Below are 26,705 nucleotides of genomic sequence, written 5' to 3' on the forward strand. Positions count from 1 at the left end.
TGCTTGCGCCACCTTGCGGCCAACGCACCAACAGAACTCAGCTTTCTTCGCTGTCGAGCAACAGGTTTTCCAGCGCCTCGCGATACTCGCCCGGCTCCTGCCAGAGACCGCGTTGCTGGGCTTCGAGCAGACGCTCGATGATATCCTGCAGGGCGCCGGGGTTGTGTTGCTGGATGAAATCGCGGGTGCCCTTGTCCATCAGGTAGGCGTCGGTGAGCAGCGCGTACTGATGGTCGTCGACCAGCTCGCTGGTGGCGTCGAAGGCGAACAGGTAATCGATGGTCGCGGCCAGTTCGAAGGCGCCCTTGTAGCCGTGGCGCTTCATGCCCTCGATCCACTTCGGGTTGGCCGCACGAGCGCGCACCACGCGCCCCAGCTCCTGCTTGAGGGTGCGGATGCGCGGGGTGTCGGGCTGGCTGTTGTCACCGAAGTAGCTGGCCACCCTGGCGCCGCACAGGGTTTCCACCGCCGCCAGCATGCCGCCCTGGAATTGGTAGTAATCGTTGGAATCGAGGATGTCGTGTTCGCGGTTGTCCTGGTTATGCAGCACCGCCTGCATGCGCTCCAGGCGCTCGGCGAACTGCTCGCGGGCCGGCGCGCCCTCGACGCCCTTGCCATAGGCGTAGCCGCCCCAGTTCAGGTACACCTCGGCCAGATCCGCGCGGTTTTCCCACAGGCGCTCTTCGATGGCGTTCTGCACGCCCGCGCCATAGGCGCCCGGCTTGGAGCCGAAGATTCTCCAGCCGGCCTGACGCCGTGCCTCGAGTTCGTCCAGCCCGCCGTCCTGCAGCGCCAGGGCTTCCTGCCAGACCCGGGCAGACAGCGGGTTCATGTCCGGCGCCTCGTCCAGATCGGCGACCGCCTGCACGGCGTCGTCGAACAGGCGGATCAGGTTGGCGAAGGCATCACGGAAGAAGCCGGACACCCGCAGGGTCACGTCGACCCGCGGGCGGCCGAGCTGCTCCAGGGGCAGCACCTCGAAACGCTCGACCCGCCCACTGCCGGCCTGCCACACCGGGCGTACGCCCATCAGGGCCATGGCCTGGGCGATATCGTCGCCGCCGGTGCGCATGGTCGCGGTGCCCCACACCGACAGGCCGAGCTGGCGCAGGTGGTCGCCTTCATCCTGCAGGTGACGTTCGAGCAGGCGATCCGCCGCCTGCACGCCAAGGCGCCAGGCGGTCGGCGTGGGCAGGTTGCGTACGTCCACGGAATAGAAATTGCGCCCGGTCGGCAGTACGTCGAGGCGCCCACGACTCGGTGCACCACTCGGGCCGGAGGGCACGAAGCGGCCATCCAGGGCATCGAGCAGGCCGCGCATTTCGGCATCACCACAGGCGTCCAGCAGCGGGGCGATATGGCTGCGCAGGTTGTGCAATACGGCTGCGCTGAGCGGGCCGACTGATTCGCCACCGTCGATCAGCTGCAGGCCCAGCAGCTCAAGGCGCTCGCGGGTGTCACCGAAACTGCGCCAGGGCTCGTCGCTCAGCCCAGTCAGAACGTCAGGACGCGGGCCGCTCCACGGCGCCGCCATCTCGCAATCGAGGGGATCGAAATCGAGTGCCAAGTCGCTGGCCAAGGCACGCAGCAGGCTGGCATTGCCGCCCTGCCCGTCGCCACGTGGAATGCGCAGCAGCGCCAGCAGGGTGTCACGGCGCAGTTGCCCGGCTGGCGACTCGCCAAACACATGCAGGCCATCGCGAATCTGCGATTCCTTGAGGTCGCACAGGTAAGCGTCGAGCTGCGGCAGCCAGCTGGCAGGGTCGTCGTTGAGCTGCAGGCCCAGCTCACGGTCGAGGCTGGCCTCGCGCACCTTCTGCAGGATCTCGCCGCGCAGCTCGGCGGCGCGGCGCAGGTCGAGCTGGCTGGCGTCGTAGTATTCGTCGGCCAGGCGCTCCAGATCGCGCAGCGGGCCGTAGCTCTCGGCGCGGGTCAGCGGCGGCATCAGGTGGTCGATGATCACCGCCTGGGTGCGGCGCTTGGCCTGGGCACCTTCGCCGGGGTCGTTGACGATAAAGGGGTAGATATTCGGCAGCGCACCGAGGATCGCAGTCGGCCAGCAGCGTTCGGACAGCCCGACGCTCTTGCCCGGCAGCCATTCCAGGTTGCCGTGCTTGCCGACGTGGATCACCGCGTTGGCCCCGTATACGTGGCGCATCCAGCAATAGAAGGCCAGGTAGCCGTGGGGCGGCACCAGATCCGGGTCGTGGTAGACCGCTGCGGCATCGACCTGATAACCCCGTGCCGGCTGGATGCCGACGAAGGTCAGGCCGAAACGCAGGCCGGCGATCATCAGCCGGCCTGCGCGGAACATCGGGTCGTTCTCCGGCGCGCCCCAGCGTTCCAGCACCGCCTGGCGATTGGCCTCGGGCAGGGCGGCAAAGAAGCGCTGGTAGTCGTCCAGCGCCAGGCTCTGCGCACAGGCCCGCAGGTCGAGGTTGTCGAGGTCGTTGGTCACGCCACCGAGCAGCCCATGAATCAGCGCGGTGCCGCTGGCCGGCAGGCCCTCGACCGGGTAGCCCCGGGCTTGCAGGGCCCGGAGGATATTCAGCGCCGCCGCTGGCGTATCCAGACCGACGCCGTTGCCGATACGGCCATCACGGGTCGGATAGTTGGCCAGTACCAGGGCGATGCGTTTATCCACAGCCGGCAGGCGCTGCAGGTCAGCCTGACGGCGCGCCAGTTCGGCGACGAAATCCATGCCCGGCAGGTGCGCGCGGTAACAAACCACATCGCTCTGGCTGCGTTCGCTGCGCCAGGCCAGGCCCTTGAAGCTGATGGGCCGGGTGATCAGGCGGCCATCCAGCTCCGGCAGCGCGATATGCATGGCCAGGTCACGGGGGCCGAGGCCCTGGGCGTTGCCCTGCCATTGTTCTTCGCTGTCCAGCGCGCAGAGCGCCTGCAGCACTGGCACGTCACGGCGGAATGGCCGCGCCTGGGGCGACTCCGGGTTGGACTGGGCGAAGCCGGTGGTGTTGATGATCAGACTGGCGCCCGCGTCGTCGAGCCAGTCCTCGACCTGGGCCAGGCAGGCCGCCTCCTTGAGGCTGGCCACCGCGATGGGCAGCGGGTTGAGGCCCTGGGCCTGCAGGCGCTGGCAGAAGGTATCGACGAAGGCGGTGTTGGCCGCCTGCACATGGGTGCGATAGAACAGCAAGGCGGCAACCGGTGCATCCGCTCGCCAGTCGCCGCGCCAGTCCTGCAGCGAGGCATTGCCGATACGCGGGTGATAGAGGCCAACCCGCGGCAGCGGGTGCGGCGGCTGCCAGCCGTAGTCCCGGCCCAGGTAACGGTCGGCGATGCAGTTGAAGAACTGCCGCGCGTTATCCACACCGCCCTGGCGCAGGTACTGCCACAGGCGTTCGGCATCGTCGGCGGTCACGTTGCCCAGCGCCGTGAGCTCGGGGTCGGGGTTATCGCAACCCGGCACCAGGATCAGCGTCTTGCCCTGCCCTGCCAGCTCCACCAGCCGCTCGATGCCGTAGCGCCAGTAGCTGACGCCGCCGTGCACGGAAATCATGATCACCTTGGCGTGCCGGAGCACCTGCTCGACATAGAAGTCCACCGAGGCGTTGTTGCCCAGCTGCGCCGGGCTGGCCAGGCGCAGGCTGGGGTAATCCTCGGGCAGATGGCGGGCGACTTCGGCCAGCAACGACAGGTGCGAATCACCGGTGCACAGCACCACCAGCTCGGCGGGGGTCTGGCCGAGGTCGGCGATGCTGTCGGCCGGCAGCGACTGGCCGGGCTGGGTACGCAGCAGGTGCATGACGGGCGCCGGTTACGCCAGCGCCGCTTTCAGCTCGGCCGTGATGGCCGTGTGATCGAGTTCCTGGCCGATCACGATCAGGCGGGTCACCCGCGCTTCATCGGGCTTCCAGGCGCGGTCGAAGTGCTTGTCGAAGCGTTGACCAACGCCCTGCAGCAGCAATCGCATGGGCTTGTTCGGCACGGCGACGAAGCCTTTCACGCGCAGAATGCCGTGTTTGCCGACGACCTCTTTCAGGGCGTTCAACAGGCGCGCCTCGTGTGCTTCCGGTAGTTCCACGTGGAACGAGTCGAATTCGTCGTGATCGTGATCGTCGTCTTCATCGTCGTGGTGGGTGCGACGGCCCTCGATATGCAGCTCGGTCTCGCTGTTCAGGCCCAGCAGCACATCGAGCGGCAGCGAGCCGCCATGGGCCTCGACCACCTTGACCGCCGGCGGCAGCTCCTCGGCCACTTCGGCGCGCACCGCGGCCAGCGCCTCGGCATCGAGCAGGTCGGCCTTGTTGAGGATCACCAGGTCGGCGCTGGCCAGTTGGTCGGCGAACAGCTCGTGCAGCGGCGATTCGTGATCGAGGTTGGGGTCGAGCTTGCGCTGGGCATCGACCTGATCGGGGAAGGCGGCGAAGGTGCCGGTTGCCACGGCCGGGCTGTCGACCACGGTGATCACCGCATCGACGGTGCAGGCGTTGCGGATTTCCGGCCAGTTGAAGGCCTGCACCAGAGGCTTGGGCAGGGCCAGGCCGCTGGTTTCGATGAGGATATGGTCGAGATCGCCGCGGCGCTCCACCAGCTCGCGCATCACCGGGAAGAACTCTTCCTGCACGGTGCAGCACAGGCAGCCGTTGGCCAGTTCATAAACCCGGCCGTTGGCTTCTTCCTCGCTGCAGCCGATGGAGCACTGCTTGAGAATCTCACCGTCGATGCCCAGCTCGCCGAATTCGTTGACGATCACCGCGATGCGCCGGCCCTCGGCGTTTTCCAGCATGTGGCGCAGCAAGGTGGTCTTACCGGCACCGAGAAAGCCGGTGACGATGGTGACGGGAAGTTTGGCGAGCGTTTTCATGGTGGCCCCTGGCGTCTGCAGAAACGGCGAGCGGGCAATAGGATGGCAGGCACGAGCAGGGCTCACGCGAAGGCATCACCGGATCACCCCGCCCGGTTGTCGAAAGCGTTATCGAGGCAGGTCTCCTGGCTGGCAGGTCATGGCACGCGGCCGGCCTTCCCGGTCTCCCAGTGGCGATTGGCGACGCACTCGCTGCTTACAGTTGCGGGGGCAGCCACGGCGATCCGTGTTCCCTCTTGAACCTGTTAGAAGCCTTCTGAACAGGTTTCCTCTCCATGGCGACCCATGGAGAACCTCGAAGACCGCAAGGCTACGCAGAGCCTGGGTAACGGTCAATCGCGGCGCGACCTGCAGCATATTGACGCTCTGGCCGCTTCGTGGTGTTCTTGCCCGGTTGTTTCAGGTGTCTCACGCCGCCGCGCGTGAGGTGAAACGGGAAGCCGGTTAGAGTCCGGCGCTGCCCCCGCAACGGTAAGCGAATGCCAGGATCGTTTTGGCCACTGTGCACACGCATGGGAAGGCCGATCCCTATCGCCGCAAGGCGATCGTCGTGAGCCCGGAGACCGGCCTGAATCCTCTGTTTGGCAACCCGCGGTGGGCGGGCACGCGCCGATCGCTGCCTGCTCGTGCGGGCTGTCTCGCCGTGTCCTGCTGTGCCGTTTACCCCTGAGGTCTACGATCATGTCCAGCAGTGTCCTTTCTGATTCCAGCGCCTCTGCGCTCCCCCTGTCGCAACGTATCCTGCTCGCCGTTGGCAGCTGCGTGCTGGGCGCCGTGCTGATCTTCTTCGCCGGCTTCTCCGAGGTCGAAGCCCTGCACAACGCCGCTCACGATACCCGGCATAGCGCCGCGTTCCCCTGCCACTGAGGGCACCAGAATGATCAAGCGTATCGCCCGGACCGCCGGGTTCGCCGGCCTGCTCGCCGCCATCGTGCTGACCCTGCTGCAGAGCCTGTGGGTAACCCCTTTGATCCTGCAGGCGGAAGGCTTTGAGATCGCTGAGCCGGCAGTTATCGAACAGAGCCATGACGCCACCGCAGCCCACGACCATGGCGCGAGCGGCCATAGCCACGACGGCGAAGCCTGGGCCCCGGAAGACGGCTGGCAGCGCCTGTTATCCACAGGCCTGAGCAACCTGGTCGTCGCCGTCGGCTTCGCGCTGATGCTCGCCGGTCTGTTCACTCTGCGTGCCCCCGAGAAAACCTGGCATGGCCTGCTCTGGGGCCTGGCGGGTTTCGCCACCTTCGTACTGGCACCCTCCAGCGGCCTGCCGCCGGAACTGCCAGGCACTGCCGCGGCGGACCTGCTGCTGCGCCAGTACTGGTGGATCGGCACCGCGGCCTCGACCGCCGCCGGCCTGGCGCTGCTGGCATTCGGCGGCAACGGGATGCTGCGCATTCTCGGTGTGGCGATTCTCGCCCTGCCCCACCTGCTCGGCGCGCCGCAGCCTGAAGCCCATGAAAGCCTGGCGCCCGAAGCGCTGGAGCATCAGTTCATCCTCGCCTCGCTGCTGACCAACGCGGTTTTCTGGGCCGCCCTGGGCCTGACTGCCGCCTGGTTCCATGGCCCTGGGCGCCAGCCGCAGTGAATGAACGGCCCATCCTCGTCGCCGGCCTGGGTTGCCGGCGCGAGTGCTCGCGCGATGAGCTGCTGGCCTTGCTCGACAGCACCCTGGCCGAGCAGGGCTCGAGCACGGCCGAGCTGACGGCCCTGGCCAGCAGCGCCCACAAGGCGGCTGAACCTGGCCTGCAGCTGCTGGCCGCGCACCTGAACCTGCCGATCCACTTCCTGCCCGCCGAGGTGCTGGCGGGTTACCATGGGCGCCTGACCGAGACCTCGGCCAAGGCGTTGCAGCTGACCGGCACGCCAGGCGTCGCCGAAGCCAGCGCCCTGGCCCTGGCCGAGCAGCTGAGCGGCCGACCCGCTCGCCTGTGGATAACCAAGCGCAAGAGCGCTGCCGCCACCCTGGCCGTAGCCCGAGTCGATGGGTAGGGATCACGCCCTGTCGAGCCACCGGGATTTTCATCGGTCGATACAAGACGCCGCCACCCATATTCAGGAACCCCATGACCGTCTACTTCATTGGCGCCGGCCCCGGCGACCCCGAGCTGATCACCGTCAAGGGTCAGCGCCTGATCCGCAGCTGCCCGGTGATTCTCTACGCCGGCTCGCTGGTGCCCGGGGCGGTGCTCGACGGCCACCAGGCCCATCAGGTGATCAATACCGCCGAATTGTACCTGGATGAAATCGTCGCCCTGCTGCACGCCGCCCACGCCCGTGGCGAGGACGTGGCGCGGGTGCATTCCGGCGACCCGTCGCTGTATGGCGCCATCGGCGAGCAGATTCGTCACCTGCGCGCGCTGGGCATCCCCTTCGAGATCATTCCCGGCGTGACGGCCACGGCCGCCTGCGCGGCGCTGCTGGAAAGCGAGCTGACGCTGCCCGAGGTGTCACAGACGGTGATCCTCACCCGCTACGCCAGTAAGTCGCCGATGCCGGCCGGCGAGCAGCTGCAAGATCTCGCCCGCCACGGCGCGACCATGGCCATCCACCTGGGCGTTCAGCACCTGGCAAAGATCGTCACCGAGCTGCTGCCGCACTACGGCGCCAACTGCCCCATCGCGGTGGTGCACCGCGCCAGCTGGCCGGATCAGGACTGGGCGATCGGCACCCTGGCGGATATCGAGGCGAAGGTCAGCGCCAGGGGCTTCAAACGTACCGCGCTGATTCTCGTCGGCCAGGTACTGGGCGCGGAGGACTTCGCCGACTCGGCGCTCTACCGCGAAGGCCACCGCCACCTGTTCAGGACAGGCGCTGCAGACGATACAGGCTCTCGCTGACCTGGCCGCGGTTGTCGGCAATGGCGATCTGCGCGCCCTGACGGGCAAGGCGCTCATTAAGGTCGCTGGCGTACAGCTGCTTGAGGAAGGTCGGGTAATCGAGCGCCCCATGCTGGCCGAACAACCAGGCATGCAGTGCGGGCAGATGAAAGCTCCACGCCCCTTCATGGCAATCGAAACCGGCCTCGCGCAGCCGTACGATCAGTTGCTGATCACCCTGCAGCACAGCCGCGCAATAGGCATACAGCGTATCCAGCCATTTGCTCATATCAGTTGGCGACCACCGGCAGTTCGATACGGAAACAGGCCCCGCCTTGCTGATTGCTCACGCTCAGCTTGCCGCCCATCTGGTTGACCAGGCCGTAGCTGACCGACAGCCCCAGGCCGGTGCCCTTGCCCACCGGTTTGGTGGTGAAGAAGGGGTCGAATACCCGATCCAGCAACAGCGGGTCGATGCCGCCGGCGTTGTCCTGAACCTGCACGATCACCTTGTCGTCCTCGCGGTCACTGCGCAGCAGGATACGGGGCTCCAGTTCCGGATGCTTGTCCCGGGCGCTGAGCAGCGCGTCCTTGGCATTGACCAGCAGGTTGATGATCACCTGCTCGAGCTGGTCGGCATGCCCGCGCACCGGGGGCGTACCGCACAGCTCCAGGGTCAGGTCGATGTCACGGACCAGTTCGCCCTCGCGGATCAGGGTCACGGCGCCCTCGATGGCATCGTCCGGGCTGAACAGGTCGTCCTCAACCTCGGAGCGCCGCCCGAAAATGCGCATATGGTTGATGATCTTCGCGGCACGGGTGATCTGCTGCTCGATACGCCCCAGCTTGTTCTTCAGGTACTCGGGGTTGGCCGAGCCGTTTTCCACGCCCTTGAGGGTGTTGGTCAGGGCGATGCGCATGACGTTGAGCGGCTGGTTGATCTCGTGGGCCAGCCCCGTGGCCATCTCGCCCAGCACCGCCATCTTGGCGCTCTGGTTGAGCATCTGCCGGGCCTTCTGCAGCTCGGTATCGTCGCGGCCGACGGCCTGCACCTCGAGCAACTTGCCCTGCTCGTCGAACACCCCGCGCTCGGACAGCACCCACCAGATGTGCTCGCGGCCGGGCAGGTCCATGCGCACCAGCGCCGTGCCGACCGGCTCGTCAGGTGTCAGTTGGCGGTGGCGCTCGCGAAACTGGGTCAGCTCCTGGGCCGACAGGTAGCTGGCCAGGCTGGTGCCCGGCAGGTTTTCCTGGCGGATGCCCAGGTACTGGGCCAGCGGCCGGTTGGCGTAGACCAGGGTGAGGTCGGGGCGATAGCGACAGATGATCGCCGGCGAGTCCTCGACCAGGATGCGGTAGCGCTCCTCGCTCTCGCGCACCCGTTCGGCGGCCAGGGCGGCATCGGTCACGTCCAGGCACAGGCCGACTGCCTCGATGGGGATGCCCCGCTCGTCACGCAGCAGCTTGGCCTCGTCCTGCAGCCAGTGGTAACGGCCATCGCGGTCGAGCAGCCGGTAACGGCAGCTGGCCACGCCCTGGCTGAGCAGGCTGCGGGTGTGGGCGAAGTAGATGTCGCGGTCATCGGGGTGGATGAAGTCGGCCACGCTGCGCTGCACGAAGTCGTCCAGCGTCCAGCCCAGCAACGCACTGCAGCTGTCGCTGCAGAACACCGGCACGAAGGCGCCGTCGTCGTAGCGATTCACATAGATCACCGCCGGCGCACTGGCGACCAGGCTCTTCAAGCGCGTGGTGGCGGCGTCGGCCTCGACCTCCTTGAGCTTCATGTCGTTGATGTCCAGCACCGCGCCGACGATACGCCGCTGGCCATTGGCGTTGAGGATGCGCGTGTGGATGCGGAACCAGCACAGGGCGTCCTCGGCATCGCGCAGGCGCACCACCTGTTCGAAGGCACGGCCGCTCAGTTCGGCATCGCCCAGGCGGATGCGAAACTCGTCGCGATCGGCCGCGTTGAGCAGCTCCAGCCAGTCGGCCAGGGTGACTGCCGCACCCTGGGTGAAACCGAAGCGCTGCATCAGGCAGGGCGCCAGCAGAAAGGCGCCACTGCGCGGCACGTATTCCCACCAGCCGGTACCCAGCAGGTTCTGCAGGATGTCCACCCGCTCGCCATGCACCTTGCGATTCTGCTCGTCGAGGCGTTGCAGCAGCGGAGCGGCGACATGGGCGAACAGATCCAGCCAGTCCCGGGTATTGAGCTCGGGCATGCTCTGGTGGGCGACGTACGGCGAGCACAACAGCCAGGCGCGGATGCCCTGGTGATCGGCATACGGCACCAGCCACACCGAGTCGGCGGCGTGCCACTCGGTCATCCCGGCATCACCGCGCAGCCACTGCACCGGCTGGTCGCCGGCATAGTGCTGCAGCTCGCGCGGCAGGTGCTGGCCGTCGTCCCAGAACACCGGCGTCAGGGCGTCCCGGTAATGACCGACGACCTGCCAGCCGCCACGCAGGGTATCCGGCAATGCCAGGGCCACGCAGGCCATGCGCAGGGCCTGGGCCATGGCGCCCAGCCAGTCGTGGATATGGCGCGGAAACTCGACGCGTTCGGTGCCGCGCACGGTCTGCGCCACGGCGCTGATCTGCGAGAACACCTGCAGGCGCTGCTCGCAGGCATGCAGGCGGGCCAGGAAGTCGCCCACCTCGAAGGCCTGCAGCGACCAGCCCTGCACTTCGGCCTTGAGCCAGCCACGGGTGTGCAGGATGCCACCATCACGGGTGACGAAGGACAGGTCGAGCATCTGCTGGGCGAAAGCCGCCAGGTCGGTGACCAGATAGCGGCTCTGGCCATGCAGCAGCTGCTCCAGCGGCAGCACCTGGGAAATCGCGATGGGCAGACGATCGGACAGGCTGCCGGAGACTTCGAACACGCGCCCCAGGGCGTCGATGGACAGGTTCAGGCAGGGGCTGTTGGCCGATAGGGTGAGCGGCGGCGAGACGATGCCTGTCTCGAGGGGCACCTGGGTGTCCTCGCCGCGTTTGAACCAATCCTTGAACACTTGCATTGTCCGGCCCACCTACCATGATTAGCGCCGCGGGCGGATGAAACTCCGCCAACCTGAACCGGGCCGCCACGCCCTTCTTCCCTGGATACCCGTTGTCGCCATGGCCTACTTCGTACTGCTCGGCTGGCTGGCTGCCTGTGCATGGCAAGATGCGCAGCAGCGGCGCATCAGCAACCTGCTGACCCTGGGTGCCCTCGCCGCCGCCCTGCTCCACCTGCTGGCCCTGGGCAGCAGCTTCACCGGTGCCAGCGTCCAGGCCGCCGCCCTGGCGATGGGCGCGGCGTGCCTGCTGTCTCTGCCCGGCTACCTGACCCGCCAGATGGGCGCCGCCGACGTGAAGATGCTGCTCGCCCTGGGCGCCGCCAGCGACGGTGGCCATCTGTTGTTCAGCGTGATCGGCGCGGCGCTGGCACAAGTCGGCTGGCTGATGCTGCTGCGCGCCAAGCCGACCATCGGCCTGGCCCTTCCCGAAAAATGGCTGTTCCTGAGAACCGTCACAGCGAAGAAGATGCCTTACGCACCCTTTCTGTTTACCGGCTTTGCATTGGCGGGCATCTGGTTATAGATAACAGGCAAGTTGTTGACCGAGGATAACCAAGGGATCGAACTTCTCCTATAACACTAAAGTGATAAACCGGCTTGAACGGAGCCAAAACCTATACCGACAACCTCTTTTGACACTATATGGGCCGCTGACTATTCTGCGATTGATACCTTTTAAATAGGCAGATGCTTCGCATGGACCGCATTAACACCCTGCGAATAATGATCGTCGACGACGAACCCATCATTGTCGAGGAACTCGCCGAGTTTCTCGAACAACTGGGCCATGACGTGACGTCATGCAATAACACCCACGACGCGCTGCAGGCCTTCCAGGCGGATGAGCGCATCGCCATCGTGCTCAGCGACATGCACATGCCAGGGCTCACCGGCGTGCAGCTGGTGGGTGAGCTGGCCAGGCTGGCACGGCCGGGGCGCCTCTACGAGACGGCCATCTTCACGGGGAGCACCGACAAGCAGGATGTCATCCTCGCCTTGCGCGCTGGGGTGAGCGACTACTACCAGAAGCCGGTGAACCTGCAGGAACTGGAAGCGGGTGTGAAGCGCCTGCAGGAACGTGTCGAGCAGAAGATCAAGGAACAGCAGATTCGCCAGCAGATCCAGGATCTCGCCGCTTCGCTGCATGAAATGCACAGCGAGCTGATACCGACCATGGCGATCAAGAACGTCGCACAAATGAGTGCAACGGCCGATACCATTCCCGAGCCCTTCGACAAGTTGTCACGCCGGCAACTGGCCGTTGCGCAACTTATCGCCAAAGGGATGACCAACTATCAGATATCCTGCGAACTGGGCATTACGGAAAATACCGTCAAACTTTATGTCTCGCAGATATTGCGCTTGACCCGCGTGCACAATCGAACGCAACTGGCCTTGTCCTACCCGTCCCATGGGTAAAATTTGTAAACGCCTGGATAATCGGGGCCATCCATTCGCATTAAGAAGTTGTTCAAGTCATCTGGCTGTACAACTTCAATAACGCGTTCGACGGCCAGTTCGGCTACTCGCCCAATTCACCGCCAACATCCTGTTCGAAGAACTCCGGAATCGGATGCTTGTGGCTGTCGAGCCAACGCTGAAGCGCCAGCTCGCGCTCGGCGGGGGTGGACACCTGCGGGTGCGGCGACGCCAGTTGGCCCTCACGCTGCAGGCGCAGCCAGTGGGCCGTCTGGGTTTGCACCTCGTCACCCACCAAGCCGCGCCCGTGGCCCTCGTCGGCGGCCAGGCAGCAGGCCGGCAGGGCTGCCAGCAATGCACAGCCGATGATCATGCCTTTCATGGTGCTCTCCTCCTGGCAGCCGGCGCTGGCCGGGTTCAATTGACGCTGGCAGACGTTTCCTCGATCGGCAGCACGCGCACGAAGCCACCATCGTCCGGCACGATCAGGCGGCCCGCACGCATCTCGATACCGGCGCGCACGGGCACCGTGGCGGCAGGCGCTGGAGCGCTTGCAACGGCAGGTGCACTGGCGACCACCGACGCAGCCGGGGCCGGCGCCGCGGCGGGGGTGGCCACCTTGGGCGCTGCGGCCACTTCACGGGGTGCTGGAACGGCCGCAGGCGCCGGCCGAGGTGCGGTAGCAGCGGGTGTGGCAGCAGGCGACGAGGCGCGAGCGATAACCGGCGCCGGCGTTGCGGCGGCGACAGGCGCGCGCTGAGCAGCAGGTACCGGTGGCGTGGCCGCGCCCGCAGCCGGTTCTGCCTTGGCCACCATGGCGGGCACCGCGGCGGTCGGCCTGGCCGAGGCGCCGGCCAGGGACAATGGCACCACGGGTGCTGGCCGGAAGTTGGACAGCCGCGGTGCCGGAACGGCAGGCGCCGCCGCGACGGCGGGCTGCACCGCAGGCACCACGGGTCTGCTGACTGGCGGCGCCTTTGCCGGCGCCGCGGCAGCCGGAACAACTGGCGCCTTGGTAGCCGGCGCGGGAGCCTCCTGCGGGATCACCGGCACCTTGGCTGCAGGTGCCGCGGCGGGTGGCGTCGGCAGGCTGGCGTTGTTGCTGCGCATCGCCTGGGCGCGTTCCTCGGCGGCGCGCAGCTGGCTGGCCGAGAACCCCATGCGCTCGGCCAGGGCATTGGCCTGGGGACGCATGCCTTGATAGATCAGCAGGGTCAGCAGGTTGAGCGCTGGCTGCTGCTCGGTCTCGTTGAGCTCGAGGGCGGTGAGCAGCTCGAAGCGTGCCTCGTCCAGACGCCCGAGGTTCATGTACACCACACCGAGGTCGTTGCGAATCGACGCGCTGGTCGGGTCCAGGCCGGCCGCCAGGCGCAGATGCTCGAGCGCTTCGGGGTAGCGCCCTGCCGCGCTGGCCAGCTGGCCGAGGCCCTGCTCGCCCTGGGCCTTGAGGCAGGTGCGGGTCAGGCTGGCGTAGAGCTCGCCGGCATCCGGGCGATTCAACGAACGGAGGATGCGCGCCTTGGCCAGGCGCGCCTGGGGCAGGCTGGCGGGCAGGCGCTCCAGGTTGGCCAGCGCTGCATGCAAACGTCCTTCCTCGGCCGTCTTCTGCGCCAGGTTCAGCGCCAGTTCCTGATCCTGGGACAGGGGCGCACAGGCCATCGCAATGGCGTCGGCCTTGCCTGTCAGCCAGGGCGACTGGGCCGGGCCACTCGCGCAGCCGGCCAACAGCCCCATCACCCCCACCACGGTCACAACAGCTTTCATCTCAACTCCCCCAGGGCACCGACGATTGCAATGAAGCCGGGCCCCGCCAATACGATCAACAACGCCGGAAACAGAAACACCATCATGATGACGGACATCTTGCCGGACAGTTTGGAAACCCTTTCCTCGAGCGCCGTGTGATGGCGGTCATCGATCAGCTCCTTGAGCCGCAACAACGAGGCCATGGCACCGCCGCCCTGGACGATAAGCTGTTCGAGGATCACCACGCAATCGGTCACCTCGTAGACTTCCAGCGTGGCCGCCATGTCACGTAATTCACGGCCCAACTCGAGCCCGGCATCGACCCGCGCCAGCACCTGGCGCAGTTCGGCGCTGAGGTTGGGCAGGATGCCTTCGGCCTCCTTGGCGAGCACCCGCAACCCCTGTTCGACGGTCATGCCGACATCGAAGAGGATGCGCAGCAGCGGGATGAAGGTGGTCACCTCCTCGGCGAGCGCTTCCTGGCGATGCTTGGCCGCCCAGGCCAGCCAGCGCTTGGGCAGCAGGTAGCCGATGCCCAGGGCGAACACCGGCGCCAGCCAGACCGGCTGCGGCGGCCGGCTCATCAGCAACTGGACAATGAGCACCAGGGCCAGCAGGACGATCGGCAGGCCCAGCTGGATGGCCGAGAACATCGACTGCTGGCTGCGCTTGCGCCAGCCCAGGCGGTTGAGCAGCTGCAGGGTTTCGCTGTCCATGCTCAGGGTGCGGCGGCCCAGGGAGCTGCCGCCGATACCGCGCATCACGCCGCCACCGGACACCCGCGACAGCGTGCCCATGCGCTGGCTGAACTGGCGCCGCGCGCGCAGATCGGCATAGGCCAGGTACAGGAACAGCAGCGCCAGCGCCAGTTGCAGCAGGGCACTGAGCAGCAGCAAGGCGCTCATCACAGGCTCCTCAGCATGCGCCACAGCGCCAGGCTGCCGAGGGCCTGCAGGACGAACGCCAGGAACAGCACCATGCGCCCCGAGGAGACCTGCCACATGCCCAGCATGAACTGCGGGTTGGTGATGAAGATGTACAGGGCCAGGGCCAGCGGCAGGCCGCCCATCACGTAGGCGCTGATGCGCGTTTCGCCGGTCAGCGCGCGCAGCCGGCGAGCACTGTGCTCGCGCTCGCGAATCAGCCGGATCAGGTTGTTGAGCAGTTCGCTGCTGTTGCCGCCGTAGCGCTGGTTGACCCGCACGCCCAGGGCCAGCACCTGAAACTCGTCGCGCTCGTAGAGATCGGCGAAATCCTGCAGGGCATCGCCCAGGCTCATGCCGCGCTGCACGTTGCGGCGGGTACGGGCCATGGCGCCGCGCAGCGGTTGCGGCGCGGTTTCCATGGCCAGCATCAGGGCGTCGCCCAGGGGCCGACCGGACTTGAGGCTGCGGATCACATGATCGAGAAACACCGGCAGCTGCTCGATCATGCGCAGCACCCGGCGCCGGTAACGCAGCGCGATGAACAGCCGGCCGGCGAGCAATGGCCCCAGCAGCATGATCAGCAGGCCCAGCCAGTGGCCGACGATCAGGCCCAGCACGGCGCCCAGCAACCAGATGAACAGCCACAGGCCCAGCCCCTGGCGCGGCTTGCTGAAGCCGGCGCGCAGAAACAGTCTGTCCAGGTGGCTGATGGCGGCCGCCTGCAACGGCTCCGGCTGGTCGGCCAGAAGGCGCTGGAGCACCTGCTCGGAGGCGGCCTGCTCGCGGCTCCGGCGCAGCATCAACAAGCCCAGGCCCAGCAGCGTCAGGCAGATCATTCCCAGCAACATCGATGCAGTCATCGCGGCTCCCTCGCCCACCCGGTCTCAGTCACGGCGCAGCTTGTGCCCGGCCGGGTTCGGCGCATCGCGGCAGAAGGTGCCGCTGCCCGCACGGTCGAGGCGGAACAGGGTATTGGTGACGTACTGGTCTTCGCGCAGGCCCAGCACCTCCACCACTTCGCTGATGCAGCGCCGGCCATCGGGCAGGCGGGTCAGCTGGATCACCACGTCCAGCGCCGCGCAGATGGTCTGCCGCAAGGTGCGCTCGCCCACCTTGGCGCCGGAGAAGCCGACCAGGGTTTCCAGGCGCAGCAGGGCATCCTGAGCATTGTTGGCGTGCACCGTGCTCATCGAACCGTCGTGGCCGGTGTTCATCGCGGTCAGCACGTCGAGCACCTCGGCGCCCCGGATCTCGCCCAGCACGATGCGATCCGGGCGCATGCGCAGGGCATTGCGCACCAGTTCGCGGGCGGCGATCTGGCCGAAGCCCTCGGCGTTGGGCGGCCGGGTTTCCAGGCGCACCACGTGGTCGTGGAGCAGCTCCAGCTCGGCGGTATCCTCGATGGTGACGATGCGCTCGCGGGGGTCGATCATCTGGCTGAGCATGTTCAACAGCGTGGTCTTGCCGGTACCGGTGCCGCCGCTGACCATGATGTTGCAGCGCCGCCTGACCATCAGCTCCAGGCAGCTGAGAATGGCCTGGTCCAGCGAGTTGCTGGCCAGCAGGTCGGCGCTGCGCAGCATGTCCTTGCGAAACTTGCGCACCGAGATGCAGGGGCCGTCCAGCGCCACCGGCGGAATGATCGCGTTGATGCGGCTGCCGTCGGGCATGCGCGCGTCGACCATCGGCGAGGACTCGTCGAGGCGCCGCCCCACGGGTGCGAGGATGCGCTGGATGACCCGCAGCACATGCTGGTCATCGATGAAACGCAGGTCGCTGGGCTGCAGCACGCCGCCACGCTCGACGAACACCCGGTGCGGGCCGTTGACCAGGATTTCACTGACCCCTTCATCCTTGAGCAGGATTTCCAGCGGGCCGAAGCCGGTCAGCTCGTCGACCAGCTCCTCGGCCAGGCGATCCACCTCGTAACGGGAAATGGCGATCTGCCGGCGGCTGACGTATTCGCTGACCTGCTCGGCGACGAAAATCGCCAGCGAGGTACGCGTGCCCTCCAGCAGGTTTTCGCCCTTCTCCTCCAGCGCATCGATCAGGTAGCGGTGCAGCACCGGTTTGAGATCGTGCACGCCGAGTCGCGCGTTGGTACCGCCAAATGGACCTATGGGCATTAGTTGCTCCTCAACAGGCGTCGCCACCACTGCCCGGCTCCGCCGCGGCGCGGCTCGAACAGGCCGTTGGCCAGTGTCAGCAGGCCCTGGGTCAGGCCGTCACGGGGGGCGAACTCGAACAGCGGCGCGCCCTGATTCTTGGCCTTGAGCCGGGTGACCGGGCTGAGCGGCAGACCGGCCTCGAGCGGCAGCGCGAAAGTCTTGCTCAGCTCCGGCAGACCGGGCGCCACCGCCGGTTGGTAACGGTCGACCAGCAGCCGCGCGTGATCGAGCTTGATGCCCTTGCTGCGCCACAGGCTCAGCAGCGCCAGGTTGCGCCGGCAATTGGGCACGCTCTGGTCGACGCACCAGAACAGCCGCTGGGCATGGTTGACGAAGGAGCGCAGGCCGTCGCAGTCCGGCTGGCCGCACAGGTTCACCAGCACATGCTGGAAATGCTGACGCAGGCTGCCCAGCAGCAGGAACAGCTCGCCCAGGCTGAAGCGCTCCAGGGCGTCGTCATCCGGGCCATGGGGCAGCACGCGCAGGCCATCGGGATGACGGGCGAAGGCGCTTTCGATCAGGTTCGAATCCAGACGGCGTATATGCCGCAGCGCATCGCCAAAGCAGAACGACGACTCCATGCCGAACAGCTCCAGGCTTTCGCCACGGGGGATGCCCAGGTCGACGTACAGCGTGCGCTGGCCGCGGGCCTGGACCTGCAACGCCAGGTGCACGGCCAGCAGCGCGGCATCGGCATCGGGCTGCACCCCGTAGAGCAGGGTCAGCTCGCCCTGCTCGCGGGACGGTGGCAGCTGCGGCAGGCGCTGGGTCAGGCGGCGCACCAGCCCCAGCACCTCGCTGCTGCGCGAGCCGTAGGCGATGAAGTCCCGCGCGCCGGCGCGCATGGCGTTGAGCACCAGCTGGTTGTCCAGGCCGTCGCCGAGGGCCACCACCACCACCATCGGGCGCATGTCGAGCAGCGCTTCGATCAGCGCGCACTGGCCGGTCTGCCCCTCGCGGCTGAGGCCGACGAACACCAGGCAGCTGCCGGTCATGTCCATCAGGCCCAGCACCTCGTCGAGGGTTTCACCCACGTTGAGCACCTGGCCCTGACCGGCCAGCGCCGCCTGCAGCCATTCCAGGTCCTGCTTGCGGCGGGTCTGTGCGAGGAAAATCTGCTCCATGGCCACTCCCTAGCGCGACAGGCCGTCAGCGCGATGAAAATCGCCGTTCTCGAGAAACAGCTGGCGGAACACGCCCGGGTCGTAATGGCGCAACTGCTCGCCCGGCAGGTCCGGCAGTTGCACGTTGGCAGCCAGCGGCTGCACCAGGTGCGGGGTGACCACCATCAACAGCTCGCGCTCCTCGCGCTCGATGCGCGAAGAACGAAAGAACGCGCCGAGCACCGGCACGTCGCCGAGAAAGGGCAACTTATCCACAGCCGAGGAACTGTTGGTGGAGATCAGCCCGCTGATCACGAAGCTTTCGCCATCGGCCAGGGACACGCTGGTGTCGGTACGCCGCACGTTGAGGGCCGGCACCTGGGTGCCGGCGATGGTGATGCCGGCGGTGAAATCCAGCTCGCTGACCTCGGGGGCCACCTTCAGGCTGATGCGATTGCGCCCTACCACGGTGGGGGTGATGGTCAGGCGCACGCCGAACTCCTTGTATTCGATGGACAGCGAATCGCTGCCGCTGCTGGGCACCGGAATCGGAAATTCGCCACCGGCCAGGAAGCTAGCGCTCTGACCATTGAGCGCCACCAGGCTGGGCTGCGCCAGGGTATAGGCGAAGCCGCTGTTTTCCAGCGCGTCGAGGCCGAGCAGGAACTTGCTGCTGCCACCGCCCCAGAGGATGTTGAAGCCATCCCTGACCAGCGGAAACGGCGCGCCGGAGCCCACGCCACCGACCCCGCCGACCGGTACCGTCGTCGGCCCGGTGCCGGGCGCGCCGATCAGAAAGTTGTTGGAGCCGGTGCCGAAGATGCGCATGCCCACCTCGCGCAACTTGCTGCGCCGCACTTCGACGAAGCGGATATCGGTCTGCACCTGGCTCGGCACGGCCTCCTCGTCGAAACGCAGCATCGGCTCGGCCATCGCAGCGGTGGCGGCACCCTGCACCAGTACCTGGCTCTGCCGGGGTTCGCGGTCACAGGCGGTCCACACCATCAGGCTGGTGCTACCGCCGCGCTTGCCGACCAGCAGGAAGCTGTCCTTGCCGTTGAGGCTGACGTCCGCCACGTCCGGGTCGCCGATCGCCAGCCGGGTGATGGCCACCGGAAAACGCAGCTCGCGCTGCATGCCCTGGGTCACGTCGAATACGGCGGGTACCGGCTCCAGGCCGGCACAGGAGGCTGACGCCGCACCGGGTAGTGCGAGCACGACCGTCACCAGGCCGGTCAGCAGACGAGAAATGCACGGACCATCGTTCATCGTGTTGCATCCTTGCCATTCAGGGGGTTTGCCGGGTGGCGTCATTGCCGCGGTACACCGGTATGCCGGCTGGCACCTGCCGGGCCGGTTCGGGTTGCGCCTGAGGCGCGGGCGCCGCGCCACGCAAGGCCAGTTGCTCGAACTGGAACAGTTGCCGCTGTGCCTCGCCGACATCGGCCACGGGCTCCTTTCCAGCGTAGTAATCGGCCAGGCGTTTTTCATCCGCACTGCGTACCGCCAGGCGCAGGCTGCCGACCTGGGTAGCCAGCATGAAACGGGTGAGCAGGGCTTCGGGCACGGCCAGCACGGCGGTGGTCGGTGCATTGCGCCGACGCCGGCGTTCCTCATCGGCATCGGCCGGCAACCGGGCGGCTTCTCCTGCGTTGGTGATACCCAGGGTGTCGCCCACGCTCAGCAGGCGCAGGGCAGGAATCACCACCTGGGCGGTCTGCTCGGCATTGCCGTCGCCCTGGCGCAGGTAGAGCAGCACATCGACGTAGTCGCCCGGGCTCAGGTGGCCGCCACCGCCGATCACTTCGTCGACCGCCACGGCCACGGCCCGCTCATGGGGGCGAATCATCCGTGCCAGGGGCCCGGCCATCTCGAACGCGGCCTGATTCAGCACGCTGCCGGCCGGCATGGGTTGCCACAGGGTGCGGCCGATCAACTCCTCGGGGCTGGCGAAGCTGCCTGGCGGCGCGATACGCAGGCGCTCCACGGCAAGATCCTCGCGGCTGATGGCCACCAGGGGCGGTACCGCCCTGGCCAGCACCACCACGTTGACGCGCTGCTGCTCATCCACCTGGGTCTGCAGCTGACTGCCGACGGCGGCCGTCGGCGCCATGGCAGGCGCCGCTGGCCTGGCAGCCGCCTGCTCGGGCTGACGACCGAGGGTGATGCCCCAATACCCGGTGATGACGGCACCCACCAGCAGCACGCCGGCCAGCACCAGCGTCAATCGGCTATTCATGACAGCACGCTCCTTGTTGCCATACACCGGCAAGCACCCGGGACAACCCGCTTCATGCTGACCAATCAGAAGAACAGGGTGGAAAACCCGCCTGAGCTATCGGCTCGAATTCATTTTGGTTTAACAATTATTTATTGGGAAACTTATAGCGGATTTGAACATCAAGATAGAACATACCGTTCGTCGCTGTTACAGTGCTGCAGCATCCCGCCATTACCTTGGCAGTTCGAAAGATAGTGCCTTACCTGTTGAATTTATTAGAAGTAATACTTGTGACTAATACCTTGGATGTAATACCAAGGTAAGTTTGCGAACGCCCCATTGTGATTTCACACTTTCCCTGCAAGTCCCACACAGGCGTCCCTGCCTGCCCTGGCTACAGAGGAAGTACCCCATGTTCAAACTCATCATCCTCCGCGAAAAAGTTCGCCAGTTCTTCGCCAGCGAAGAAGGTGCGTCGGCGATTGAATATTCGATTATCGCTGCGCTGATTGCAGTGGTTATCGTCACCGCTGCGAGCGGCGTCGGCGATCAGATCAACTCAGTATTTGGAGATATAAGTGACGCATTAAAGGGCACGCAGGCCCCAGCTACTCCTGCCAATCCTTGATACTTTGAAGAAAGCGGGCTGTTCAACTGAGCAAGGCCTCTACTTATGCGCCAACATATCCTGCTGGTAGACGACGAAGCCGACGCCCTCGAAGAACTCGGCGAGTTGCTCGAGGGTGAAGGCTTTCAGTGCCACTGCGCCACCAACGTCGCGTCCGCCATGGCCTGCCTGGCCACCTGGCCGGATATCGCGCTGCTGATCACCGACCTGCGCATGCCGGACGAAAGCGGCCTGCGCCTGATCCAGAACCTGCGCGCCACGCCCCGTTACGCCACGTTGCCAATCATCGTCATGTCGGGGCATGCCGACATGAACGACGTGATCGGCCTGCTGCCCCTGCAGGTCGTGGACTTCCTGCCCAAGCCCATCTACCAGGAACGTCTGATCGAGGTGCTCAATCAGCGCTTTCCGGTACCCCAGGTTGCCAACTCCTAGGGTCTGTTGCTGACACGCCACTGCACCCGCGGTGACAGCGATGCCTGAGCAGCGGTAGAGTCGCCGCCTTACCCAGGCCGCCACGGACCCATGATGCAGGAACACCACGCACGGATCGCCCGGTTGCTGGCTTTCTACCGCAGCGCCTACCTGGCCGACAGCCGCGACCTGAACCTCGACAACCTGACTGCGCTGACCGCCGGGCGCCTGGCCTGGCTCGATGGCCGCGAAGAGCTGGCCAGCGGCGCCCTGCCGCTGCTGGCGCTGGCACCGAGCGTCGGCGCCGAGCTGGAGCGCCAGCAGCGCCTTTACCAACGTGAACTGCAGCTGGTCTACGGCGTGCTGCCGGTGTGCGGCCGTCTGAGCAATCGCGAAGGCCCGGCGACCGCGTTCTGTGCACCGCTGGTGTACTACGAGGCCAGCCTGAGTAGCGGCAGCGAAGGCGATGCGCACCTGCTGGCCATCGATACCCATCAGCCACTGGTGAACTGGCGCCTGCTGCGACAGCTATTGGTAGAGGGTGACAACACCACGCTCGATGATCTGCCGCTGACCGATGCGCCCATCGACGCCCATGTGCTCGGTGATCTGCTGAACTGGGTCAAACAGCGCACCCAGGTGGCCGACGTGCTCGCCGCCAGCGGCTTCCCGGCCCTGGAAAGCCAGGACGCGCTAGACAAGGCGTTGCGCCGCCGCAGCCTGTCGCTGCGGGCCGCTGCCCTGGTGGCACTGGTACCGCGAGGCAGTGGTAGCCGTGGCATCGTCCATGAGTTGCAGCAGTTGCAGGCTACGTGCGACTGGTCGGCGCCCTTGCGCCAACTGCTCGGCGAGCCCCTGCCGGCCTCGCCCCAGGGCGCCAGCACGCCCCACGCCCTGCCGGCCCAGCTCAGCGCTGCACAGAGCCGGGCACTGGCCAACGCCGCGCGCTACCCGCTCAGCCAGATATCCGGCCCGCCCGGCACCGGCAAGAGCTACACCCTGGCGGCGCTGGCCCTGGATCGCTACCTGCATGGCGAGTCGGTGCTGCTGGTCAGCCGCAGCGAACAGGCGGTGCGGGTCATCGGCCAGAAACTGCGCGAGGATTTCGGCCTGCGTGATGCGGTACTCGAGAGCGGTAGCGGCAGCCTCCAGCAAACGCTGCGTGACCGTCTTGCCAGTCTGCTGCAGGGGGAATCGACGAGCGTCGAGGCGCCTGCCGAACAGCAGCAGGAACAGGCACTGCGCGAGCTGATCGACGAAGAGCGGCGCCTGGCCGAAGCCCTTGGCAAGCGCAACCGACAGGCCCTGCGCTGGAGCCGGCTGATCCTGCGGGCCGACCGCGGTGCCTTGGGTTTCTGGCAGCGCCATCTGCTGCTGCCCTGGGTGCGCCGGCGCGTACGCGGCAGCGTGCGGCCCTGGGTGCTGCTCGATGAATTGCGCGAATGCCAGCAGCGCCGCGAGCAGTTGAGCCGCGATTATCTCAACACCCGACGCGCTTCGCGGCTGCAGCGCCTGCTGGCCGCCGACCGGCAGCTGTTCGTGCAGTACAACCAGGCGATTCGTGCACGTCAGTCGCAACGCCAGCTGGCGCTGTTCGAAGACATCGACCCGCAGCGCCTGCTGGCTGCCTTCCCGATCTGGGTGGTGACCCTGGAGGAACTTCACAAGCTGCTGCCACTGCGCGCCGGTCTGTTCGACGTGATGGTCATGGACGAAGCCACCCAGTGCGATATCGCCTCGGCGCTGCCGGCCTTCCAGCGCTGCCGCCGCGCGGTGATCACGGGCGATGCACGTCAGTTGCGCCACCTCTCGTTTCTGTCGCGCAGCCGCGAAGTGCAGCTGCTGCAGCGCAGCGGTCTGCCGGCCGATGAGCGCGAGCGCTGGAGCTACCGCGACAACAGCGTGCTGGATCTGGTCGGCCTGCACCTGCCGGAGCAAAACGCCCTGACCTTTCTCGACGAGCACTTTCGCAGCCGCCCGGCGTTGATTCGCTTCAGTAACCAGCGCTTCTACGACAACCGCCTGCGGGTGATGAAGGAGCGCCCGGGCCTGACCCACTGCGACAGCCTGCAGCTGCAGCGCCTGGCAGGTGAGCGGGCGCGCAATGGCGTCAACCAGGTGGAGCTCGAGCAGGTGCTGCAGCTGATCGACGCGCACATCGGCCGCTTCGCCGACAGCCCGGTCAAGCCGAGCATCGGCGTGGTGTCGCCGTTTCGCGATCAGGTCGAGGCCATCCGCCAGCGCATCGCCGGCCTCGACCTGCAGCGCCTGCGCGATTTTCGTGTGCTGGTGGATACGCCCTATGGCTTTCAGGGCGAGGAGCGCGACCTGATGATCATCAGCTTCGCCCTCGACGCCAGCGCCAGCCAGGCCGCGGTGTACCTGAACCGCCCGGACATGTTCAACGTCGCCATCACCCGTGCCCGCGAGCGCCAGGTGGCGCTGTTCAGCGGCGATGAGCGGCAGTTGGCGGAAGATCATCTCCTGCGTCGCTATCTGGAAAGCTTCGCCGAGCAGACGACGAGCGTGGCCGATCAAGCGGATCAGGACGAGTTCGAGCGCGCGCTGTGCAACGCACTGCAGGCCCAGGGTGTGGCCACCTGGACGCGCTATCCACTGGCCGGGCTGCTGCTGGACCTGTTCTGCCAGCGCGGTGACAAATGCCTGGCCATCGACCTGATCGGCTTTCCCGGCGAAGGCGAAGGCTTCCTCGAACTGGAGCGCTATCGGGTGCTGGCCCGCGCCGGCCTGGAAATCGTGCCGTTGAGCTACGCCCTGTGGAGCCAGGAGCCGGAGATGGCCCTGCAGGCCTTACTCAAGCGGCTCTAGTGCCCATCAGGGCCTGTCGGCAGCGAACCGTTCGGCACCGACAGGCAGCACTCAGAAGCTATGGCCGAGGTTCAGGTACAGCGCCTTTTCGTTCTCGTCATTGAGGCCATAGCTGAAATTCAGTGGTCCCAGCGGCGTCTCGTAACCCAGGAACACGCTCGCCGCGTTGATGTAGCCGCTGTCGAAGGCGTTGTCGTTGTTCCATACCCGGCCGCGTTCCAGGGAGGCGCCGAGGTAGAGCGGGAAATCCAGCGGCAGGAACGAGCGCGGCGTCATGCGCCGGTAGTACACCATCCGCCCGAGGCTGACGTTCTGCCCGGCCAGGGCATCCTGGCGGAAGCCCGACAGCTGCTGCGCGCCGCCCAGCTGGAAGCTGGAGGTGACGATTTCCGCGTCGTCCAGGGTGCGCCCGTAGCGGCCGCCGATCACAAGGCTGTGCGGTCCCTGGCTGAACGCCTTGTCGAGCTTGATCTGCCATTGCCGGTAGCGATCGTCGGCACCCAGGCTGGCGTCGTACTGGCGCAGGTTCAGGCTGATCTCCTCGCCCTCGTGGGGAAAGTCGACGTTGTCCAGGGTGTCGAAGGCGTACTGCAGCTCGTAATAGCCCTCGGTAAAGCTGAATTCCGGCTGATCGCGTTCACCGATGCGCACCTCGGCATCGCCCCAGGCCTGGCCGATACCGAAACGCAGCTCGCCGTTGTTGGCGATCTGCCGGCCGAGGTCGACCCCGTAGCCGTAGCGCTGCACCCGGTATTCGGCGATCGGGTCGTTGTTCAGCACAGACTCCAGGTTCCAGGCCTCGGCATGCAGATTGGGCGCCACGAACCAGCGCGAACCGACGTCCAGTGGCTGGTAGAACTCGCTGAACAGCTCCTGGCGGTCGCCCAGCTGCACCCGGGTGAGCCACTCGGCACCGAGCCGGTTGATGCCGTTCTTGCGAAAGCTCGCCCCCAGGTTGAAGACGCTGTCGCCGTTGAAATCGTCGGAGAGGTTGAGCCCCAGGCGCAGGTAGTCGGTGCCGGTGCGCTTTTCCCGGGCATCGATCACCAGGGTGTTGCGCTCATCACGGTTGACCACCCGGTACTGCACGCGCTCGAAGTAATCGAGGCCGTACAGGGTGCCCATGTCGCGCTGCAGCTTGGCCATGTCCAGCGGCTCGCCGATGGGCTGGCGGATGTAGTTGCGGATCACCTCGTCGCCGACCTTGGAATCGTTGTCCACCTGGATGGCGTGGATCACCGGCGCCCGCTGCTGGGCACTGCGCGCCAGGGTCAGCGCGGGGTTACCGCCGCCGCGCCGCACCAGGTCCGCGAAGCGCGGCTGCAGCACCTTGGCGGCCTGGTAGCCCGCCTCGATCATTTCCTCGCCGCGGCCGAAATCGGTGACGGCGAAGCGCGCCATGTCCGGCTGCACCAGCACGTCGCCGTCGCGCAGGGTGGCCAGCTGCTCCTCGGAATTGCGCCGGGTCATCATGGTGATCGACTGGTTGAGCACGTCGACCACGGTGAGCAGTTCCTTGCGCGGTTTCAGCGGCGTGCCGATGTCGACGACGATGACCCGGTCGACGCCCATGTCGCGTGCCACGTCGACGGGAATGTTGTCGACCATGCCGCCATCGACCAGCAGGCGACCGTCCAGCTCGACCGGCGCGAACACCGCCGGGATCGACATGCTGGCGCGGATCACCTGGGGCAGGTGGCCGCTGCGGAACACCACTTTCTGATCGTTGGCGATATCGGTGGCCACGGCGCGGAAGGGAATCGGCAGGCGGTCGAAATCACGCACGTCGCTGCTGCGTACCAGCAGGCGCTCGAGCAGCAGCGCCAGGTTCTGACCCTGGATCACCCCCAGCGGCAGGCCAAGGCTGCCGTCGTCACGAAAGCTCAGGCGCTGCTTGATCAGGAAATCGCGGTCATCCTGCTTGCGCCGGAACGGCACGTCGGTGCGCGGCGGATCGTCGGAGAGCACCTGCCGCCAATCCATGGTCAGCGCCACCTCCTCGAGCTCGGCGATGCTGTAGCCCGAGGCATACAGGCCACCGATCACCGCGCCCATGCTGGTGCCGGCAATGGCGTCGATACGCACGCCCTGCTCCTCCAGCGCCTTGAGCACGCCGATATGGGCCAGGCCCCGCGCAGCGCCGCCGGACAGCACCAGGCCGACCTTGGGCTGGGCCTCTTGGGCAACACCGAGGAGGGGAAACAACAGGAGCAGGAGAACGAGCAGACGACGCATGGCACATCCCTGGCGTTGGGCGAAAAGGCGCCATTATAGGAGCCTCCTCGCCCGGGATGCGCGCCGTGCAAATACTCGGTTGCAATCAGTGCAGGCGGCGCGGCTCGCCAACCAGCGGGTCGTGGAAACTGGCGATTTCCGATTGCAGGCGACGATTCTCGCCATAGGCCTCGATGGCCCGACGGTAACGCATGCGCTGCTCGTCGAGCAGCTTGCGGCGGGCTTTCACCACGCTCTGGTCCGGGTGCAACGCTTCATCCACATGGCGAGCCATGGCAGGTCTCCAGGTTGAATTACGGGAGACCAG

The 26,705-nt window shown here is 66.5% G+C and carries 23 protein-coding genes and 2 riboswitches; of the genes, 9 read left to right on the top strand and 14 right to left on the bottom strand.

Going from position 1 to position 26,705, the window contains the following annotated elements:
- Window positions 1–37: 37 nt before the first annotated feature.
- Together cobN and cobW are read right to left on the bottom strand one after the other, a co-directional pair.
- Complete coding sequence (gene cobN / locus K8U54_RS09700; protein ID WP_249909930.1) at window positions 38–3,766, bottom strand: cobaltochelatase subunit CobN; 3,729 nt, start codon at window positions 3,764–3,766, stop codon at window positions 38–40.
- Window positions 3,767–3,778: 12 nt separating this feature from the next.
- Complete coding sequence (gene cobW, locus K8U54_RS09705; protein WP_249909931.1) at window positions 3,779–4,828, bottom strand: cobalamin biosynthesis protein CobW; 1,050 nt, start codon at window positions 4,826–4,828, stop codon at window positions 3,779–3,781.
- A 98-nt stretch (window positions 4,829–4,926) separates the two neighbouring features.
- A riboswitch (cobalamin riboswitch) is annotated at window positions 4,927–5,116 on the bottom strand.
- Window positions 5,117–5,212: 96 nt separating this feature from the next.
- Window positions 5,213–5,414: riboswitch (cobalamin riboswitch) on the top strand.
- 95 nt (window positions 5,415–5,509) lie between these two features.
- Here cobW and K8U54_RS09710 point away from each other — a divergent pair.
- The 4 genes from K8U54_RS09710 to cobM all read left to right on the top strand — a co-directional run bounded on the left by K8U54_RS09710 (window position 5,510) and on the right by cobM (window position 7,668).
- Entirely contained in the window at window positions 5,510–5,695 is a 186-nt protein-coding gene (locus K8U54_RS09710; RefSeq protein ID WP_249909932.1) for a CbtB domain-containing protein, read from the top strand.
- A 10-nt stretch (window positions 5,696–5,705) separates the two neighbouring features.
- The gene (locus K8U54_RS09715; protein WP_249909933.1) at window positions 5,706–6,416 is read left to right on the top strand and encodes a CbtA family protein; all 711 of its coding nucleotides are present in this window, start codon (window positions 5,706–5,708) and stop codon (window positions 6,414–6,416) included.
- Window positions 6,413–6,820, top strand: a complete 408-nt coding sequence (locus K8U54_RS09720) for a cobalamin biosynthesis protein (protein WP_249909934.1) — start codon at window positions 6,413–6,415, stop codon at window positions 6,818–6,820. Before K8U54_RS09715 ends, K8U54_RS09720 begins: the two co-directional genes overlap by 4 nt.
- A gap of 74 nt (window positions 6,821–6,894) precedes the next feature.
- Complete coding sequence (gene cobM, locus K8U54_RS09725; protein ID WP_249909935.1) at window positions 6,895–7,668, top strand: precorrin-4 C(11)-methyltransferase; 774 nt, start codon at window positions 6,895–6,897, stop codon at window positions 7,666–7,668.
- Here cobM and K8U54_RS09730 read toward each other — a convergent pair.
- Window positions 7,631–7,936 carry a hypothetical protein gene (locus tag K8U54_RS09730; RefSeq protein WP_249909936.1) on the bottom strand — a complete coding sequence of 102 codons (306 nt, stop codon included), beginning with the start codon at window positions 7,934–7,936 and terminating at the stop codon, window positions 7,631–7,633. The two genes, cobM and K8U54_RS09730, sit on opposite strands and share 38 nt — an antisense overlap.
- Window position 7,937: 1 nt before the next feature.
- Entirely contained in the window at window positions 7,938–10,667 is a 2,730-nt protein-coding gene (locus K8U54_RS09735; protein ID WP_249909937.1) for a PAS domain-containing sensor histidine kinase, read from the bottom strand.
- A 100-nt stretch (window positions 10,668–10,767) separates the two neighbouring features.
- Between K8U54_RS09735 and K8U54_RS09740 the strand changes: the two genes are divergently transcribed.
- Window positions 10,768–11,232 carry a prepilin peptidase gene (locus K8U54_RS09740; protein WP_249909938.1) on the top strand — a complete coding sequence of 155 codons (465 nt, stop codon included), beginning with the start codon at window positions 10,768–10,770 and terminating at the stop codon, window positions 11,230–11,232.
- 173 nt (window positions 11,233–11,405) lie between these two features.
- Window positions 11,406–12,128, top strand: a complete 723-nt coding sequence (locus K8U54_RS09745; RefSeq protein WP_249909939.1) for a response regulator transcription factor — start codon at window positions 11,406–11,408, stop codon at window positions 12,126–12,128.
- A 103-nt stretch (window positions 12,129–12,231) separates the two neighbouring features.
- Here K8U54_RS09745 and K8U54_RS09750 read toward each other — a convergent pair whose 3' ends face one another.
- From K8U54_RS09750 to cpaB, 8 genes are read right to left on the bottom strand one after another with little or no spacing between them, the layout of a single operon-like run.
- Window positions 12,232–12,510, bottom strand: a complete 279-nt coding sequence (locus tag K8U54_RS09750) for a DUF3613 domain-containing protein (protein ID WP_249909940.1) — start codon at window positions 12,508–12,510, stop codon at window positions 12,232–12,234.
- 35 nt (window positions 12,511–12,545) lie between these two features.
- Window positions 12,546–13,892, bottom strand: a complete 1,347-nt coding sequence (locus K8U54_RS09755) for a tetratricopeptide repeat protein (RefSeq protein WP_249909941.1) — start codon at window positions 13,890–13,892, stop codon at window positions 12,546–12,548.
- Window positions 13,889–14,779: a type II secretion system F family protein gene (locus K8U54_RS09760; RefSeq protein WP_249909942.1), complete on the bottom strand. Its 891-nt coding sequence runs from the start codon at window positions 14,777–14,779 to the stop codon at window positions 13,889–13,891. The genes K8U54_RS09755 and K8U54_RS09760 overlap by 4 nt, the downstream gene beginning before the upstream one ends.
- Complete coding sequence (locus tag K8U54_RS09765; RefSeq protein WP_249909943.1) at window positions 14,779–15,660, bottom strand: type II secretion system F family protein; 882 nt, start codon at window positions 15,658–15,660, stop codon at window positions 14,779–14,781. The genes K8U54_RS09760 and K8U54_RS09765 overlap by 1 nt, the downstream gene beginning before the upstream one ends.
- 24 nt (window positions 15,661–15,684) lie before the next feature.
- Window positions 15,685–16,926, bottom strand: coding sequence for a CpaF family protein (locus K8U54_RS09770; protein WP_249909944.1), 1,242 nt, complete (start codon window positions 16,924–16,926; stop codon window positions 15,685–15,687).
- Window positions 16,926–18,092, bottom strand: a complete 1,167-nt coding sequence (locus tag K8U54_RS09775) for a pilus assembly protein (RefSeq protein WP_249909945.1) — start codon at window positions 18,090–18,092, stop codon at window positions 16,926–16,928. Before K8U54_RS09775 ends, K8U54_RS09770 begins: the two co-directional genes overlap by 1 nt.
- A 9-nt stretch (window positions 18,093–18,101) precedes the next feature.
- Window positions 18,102–19,340, bottom strand: coding sequence for a type II and III secretion system protein family protein (locus K8U54_RS09780; protein WP_249909946.1), 1,239 nt, complete (start codon window positions 19,338–19,340; stop codon window positions 18,102–18,104).
- Between the two features lie 19 nt (window positions 19,341–19,359).
- Window positions 19,360–20,310 (bottom strand): Flp pilus assembly protein CpaB, encoded by a 951-nt coding sequence (gene cpaB, locus K8U54_RS09785; RefSeq protein WP_249909947.1) that lies wholly within the window; start codon window positions 20,308–20,310, stop codon window positions 19,360–19,362.
- Between the two features lie 394 nt (window positions 20,311–20,704).
- On the opposite strand from cpaB, the gene K8U54_RS09790 reads away from it, so the two are divergent.
- The 3 genes from K8U54_RS09790 (at window position 20,705) to K8U54_RS09800 (ending at window position 24,163) form a co-directional block, all read left to right on the top strand.
- Window positions 20,705–20,920, top strand: a complete 216-nt coding sequence (locus tag K8U54_RS09790; RefSeq protein WP_249909948.1) for a Flp family type IVb pilin — start codon at window positions 20,705–20,707, stop codon at window positions 20,918–20,920.
- 45 nt (window positions 20,921–20,965) lie between these two features.
- The gene (locus K8U54_RS09795) at window positions 20,966–21,355 is read left to right on the top strand and encodes a response regulator (protein WP_249909949.1); all 390 of its coding nucleotides are present in this window, start codon (window positions 20,966–20,968) and stop codon (window positions 21,353–21,355) included.
- 93 nt (window positions 21,356–21,448) lie between these two features.
- Entirely contained in the window at window positions 21,449–24,163 is a 2,715-nt protein-coding gene (locus tag K8U54_RS09800) for a DEAD/DEAH box helicase (RefSeq protein WP_249909950.1), read from the top strand.
- A gap of 51 nt (window positions 24,164–24,214) precedes the next feature.
- On the opposite strand, the gene K8U54_RS09805 is transcribed toward K8U54_RS09800, so the two are convergent.
- Together K8U54_RS09805 and K8U54_RS09810 are read right to left on the bottom strand one after the other, a co-directional pair.
- On the bottom strand, window positions 24,215–26,398 hold the full coding sequence (locus K8U54_RS09805) for a patatin-like phospholipase family protein (RefSeq protein ID WP_249909951.1): 2,184 nt from the start codon (window positions 26,396–26,398) through the stop codon (window positions 24,215–24,217).
- Window positions 26,399–26,483: 85 nt separating this feature from the next.
- Entirely contained in the window at window positions 26,484–26,672 is a 189-nt protein-coding gene (locus K8U54_RS09810; protein ID WP_249909952.1) for a PA3496 family putative envelope integrity protein, read from the bottom strand.
- Window positions 26,673–26,705 lie beyond the last annotated feature (33 nt).

The organism is Pseudomonas fulva, from assembly GCF_023517795.1.
In the GTDB taxonomy this organism is placed as follows: domain Bacteria; phylum Pseudomonadota; class Gammaproteobacteria; order Pseudomonadales; family Pseudomonadaceae; genus Aquipseudomonas; species Aquipseudomonas fulva_D.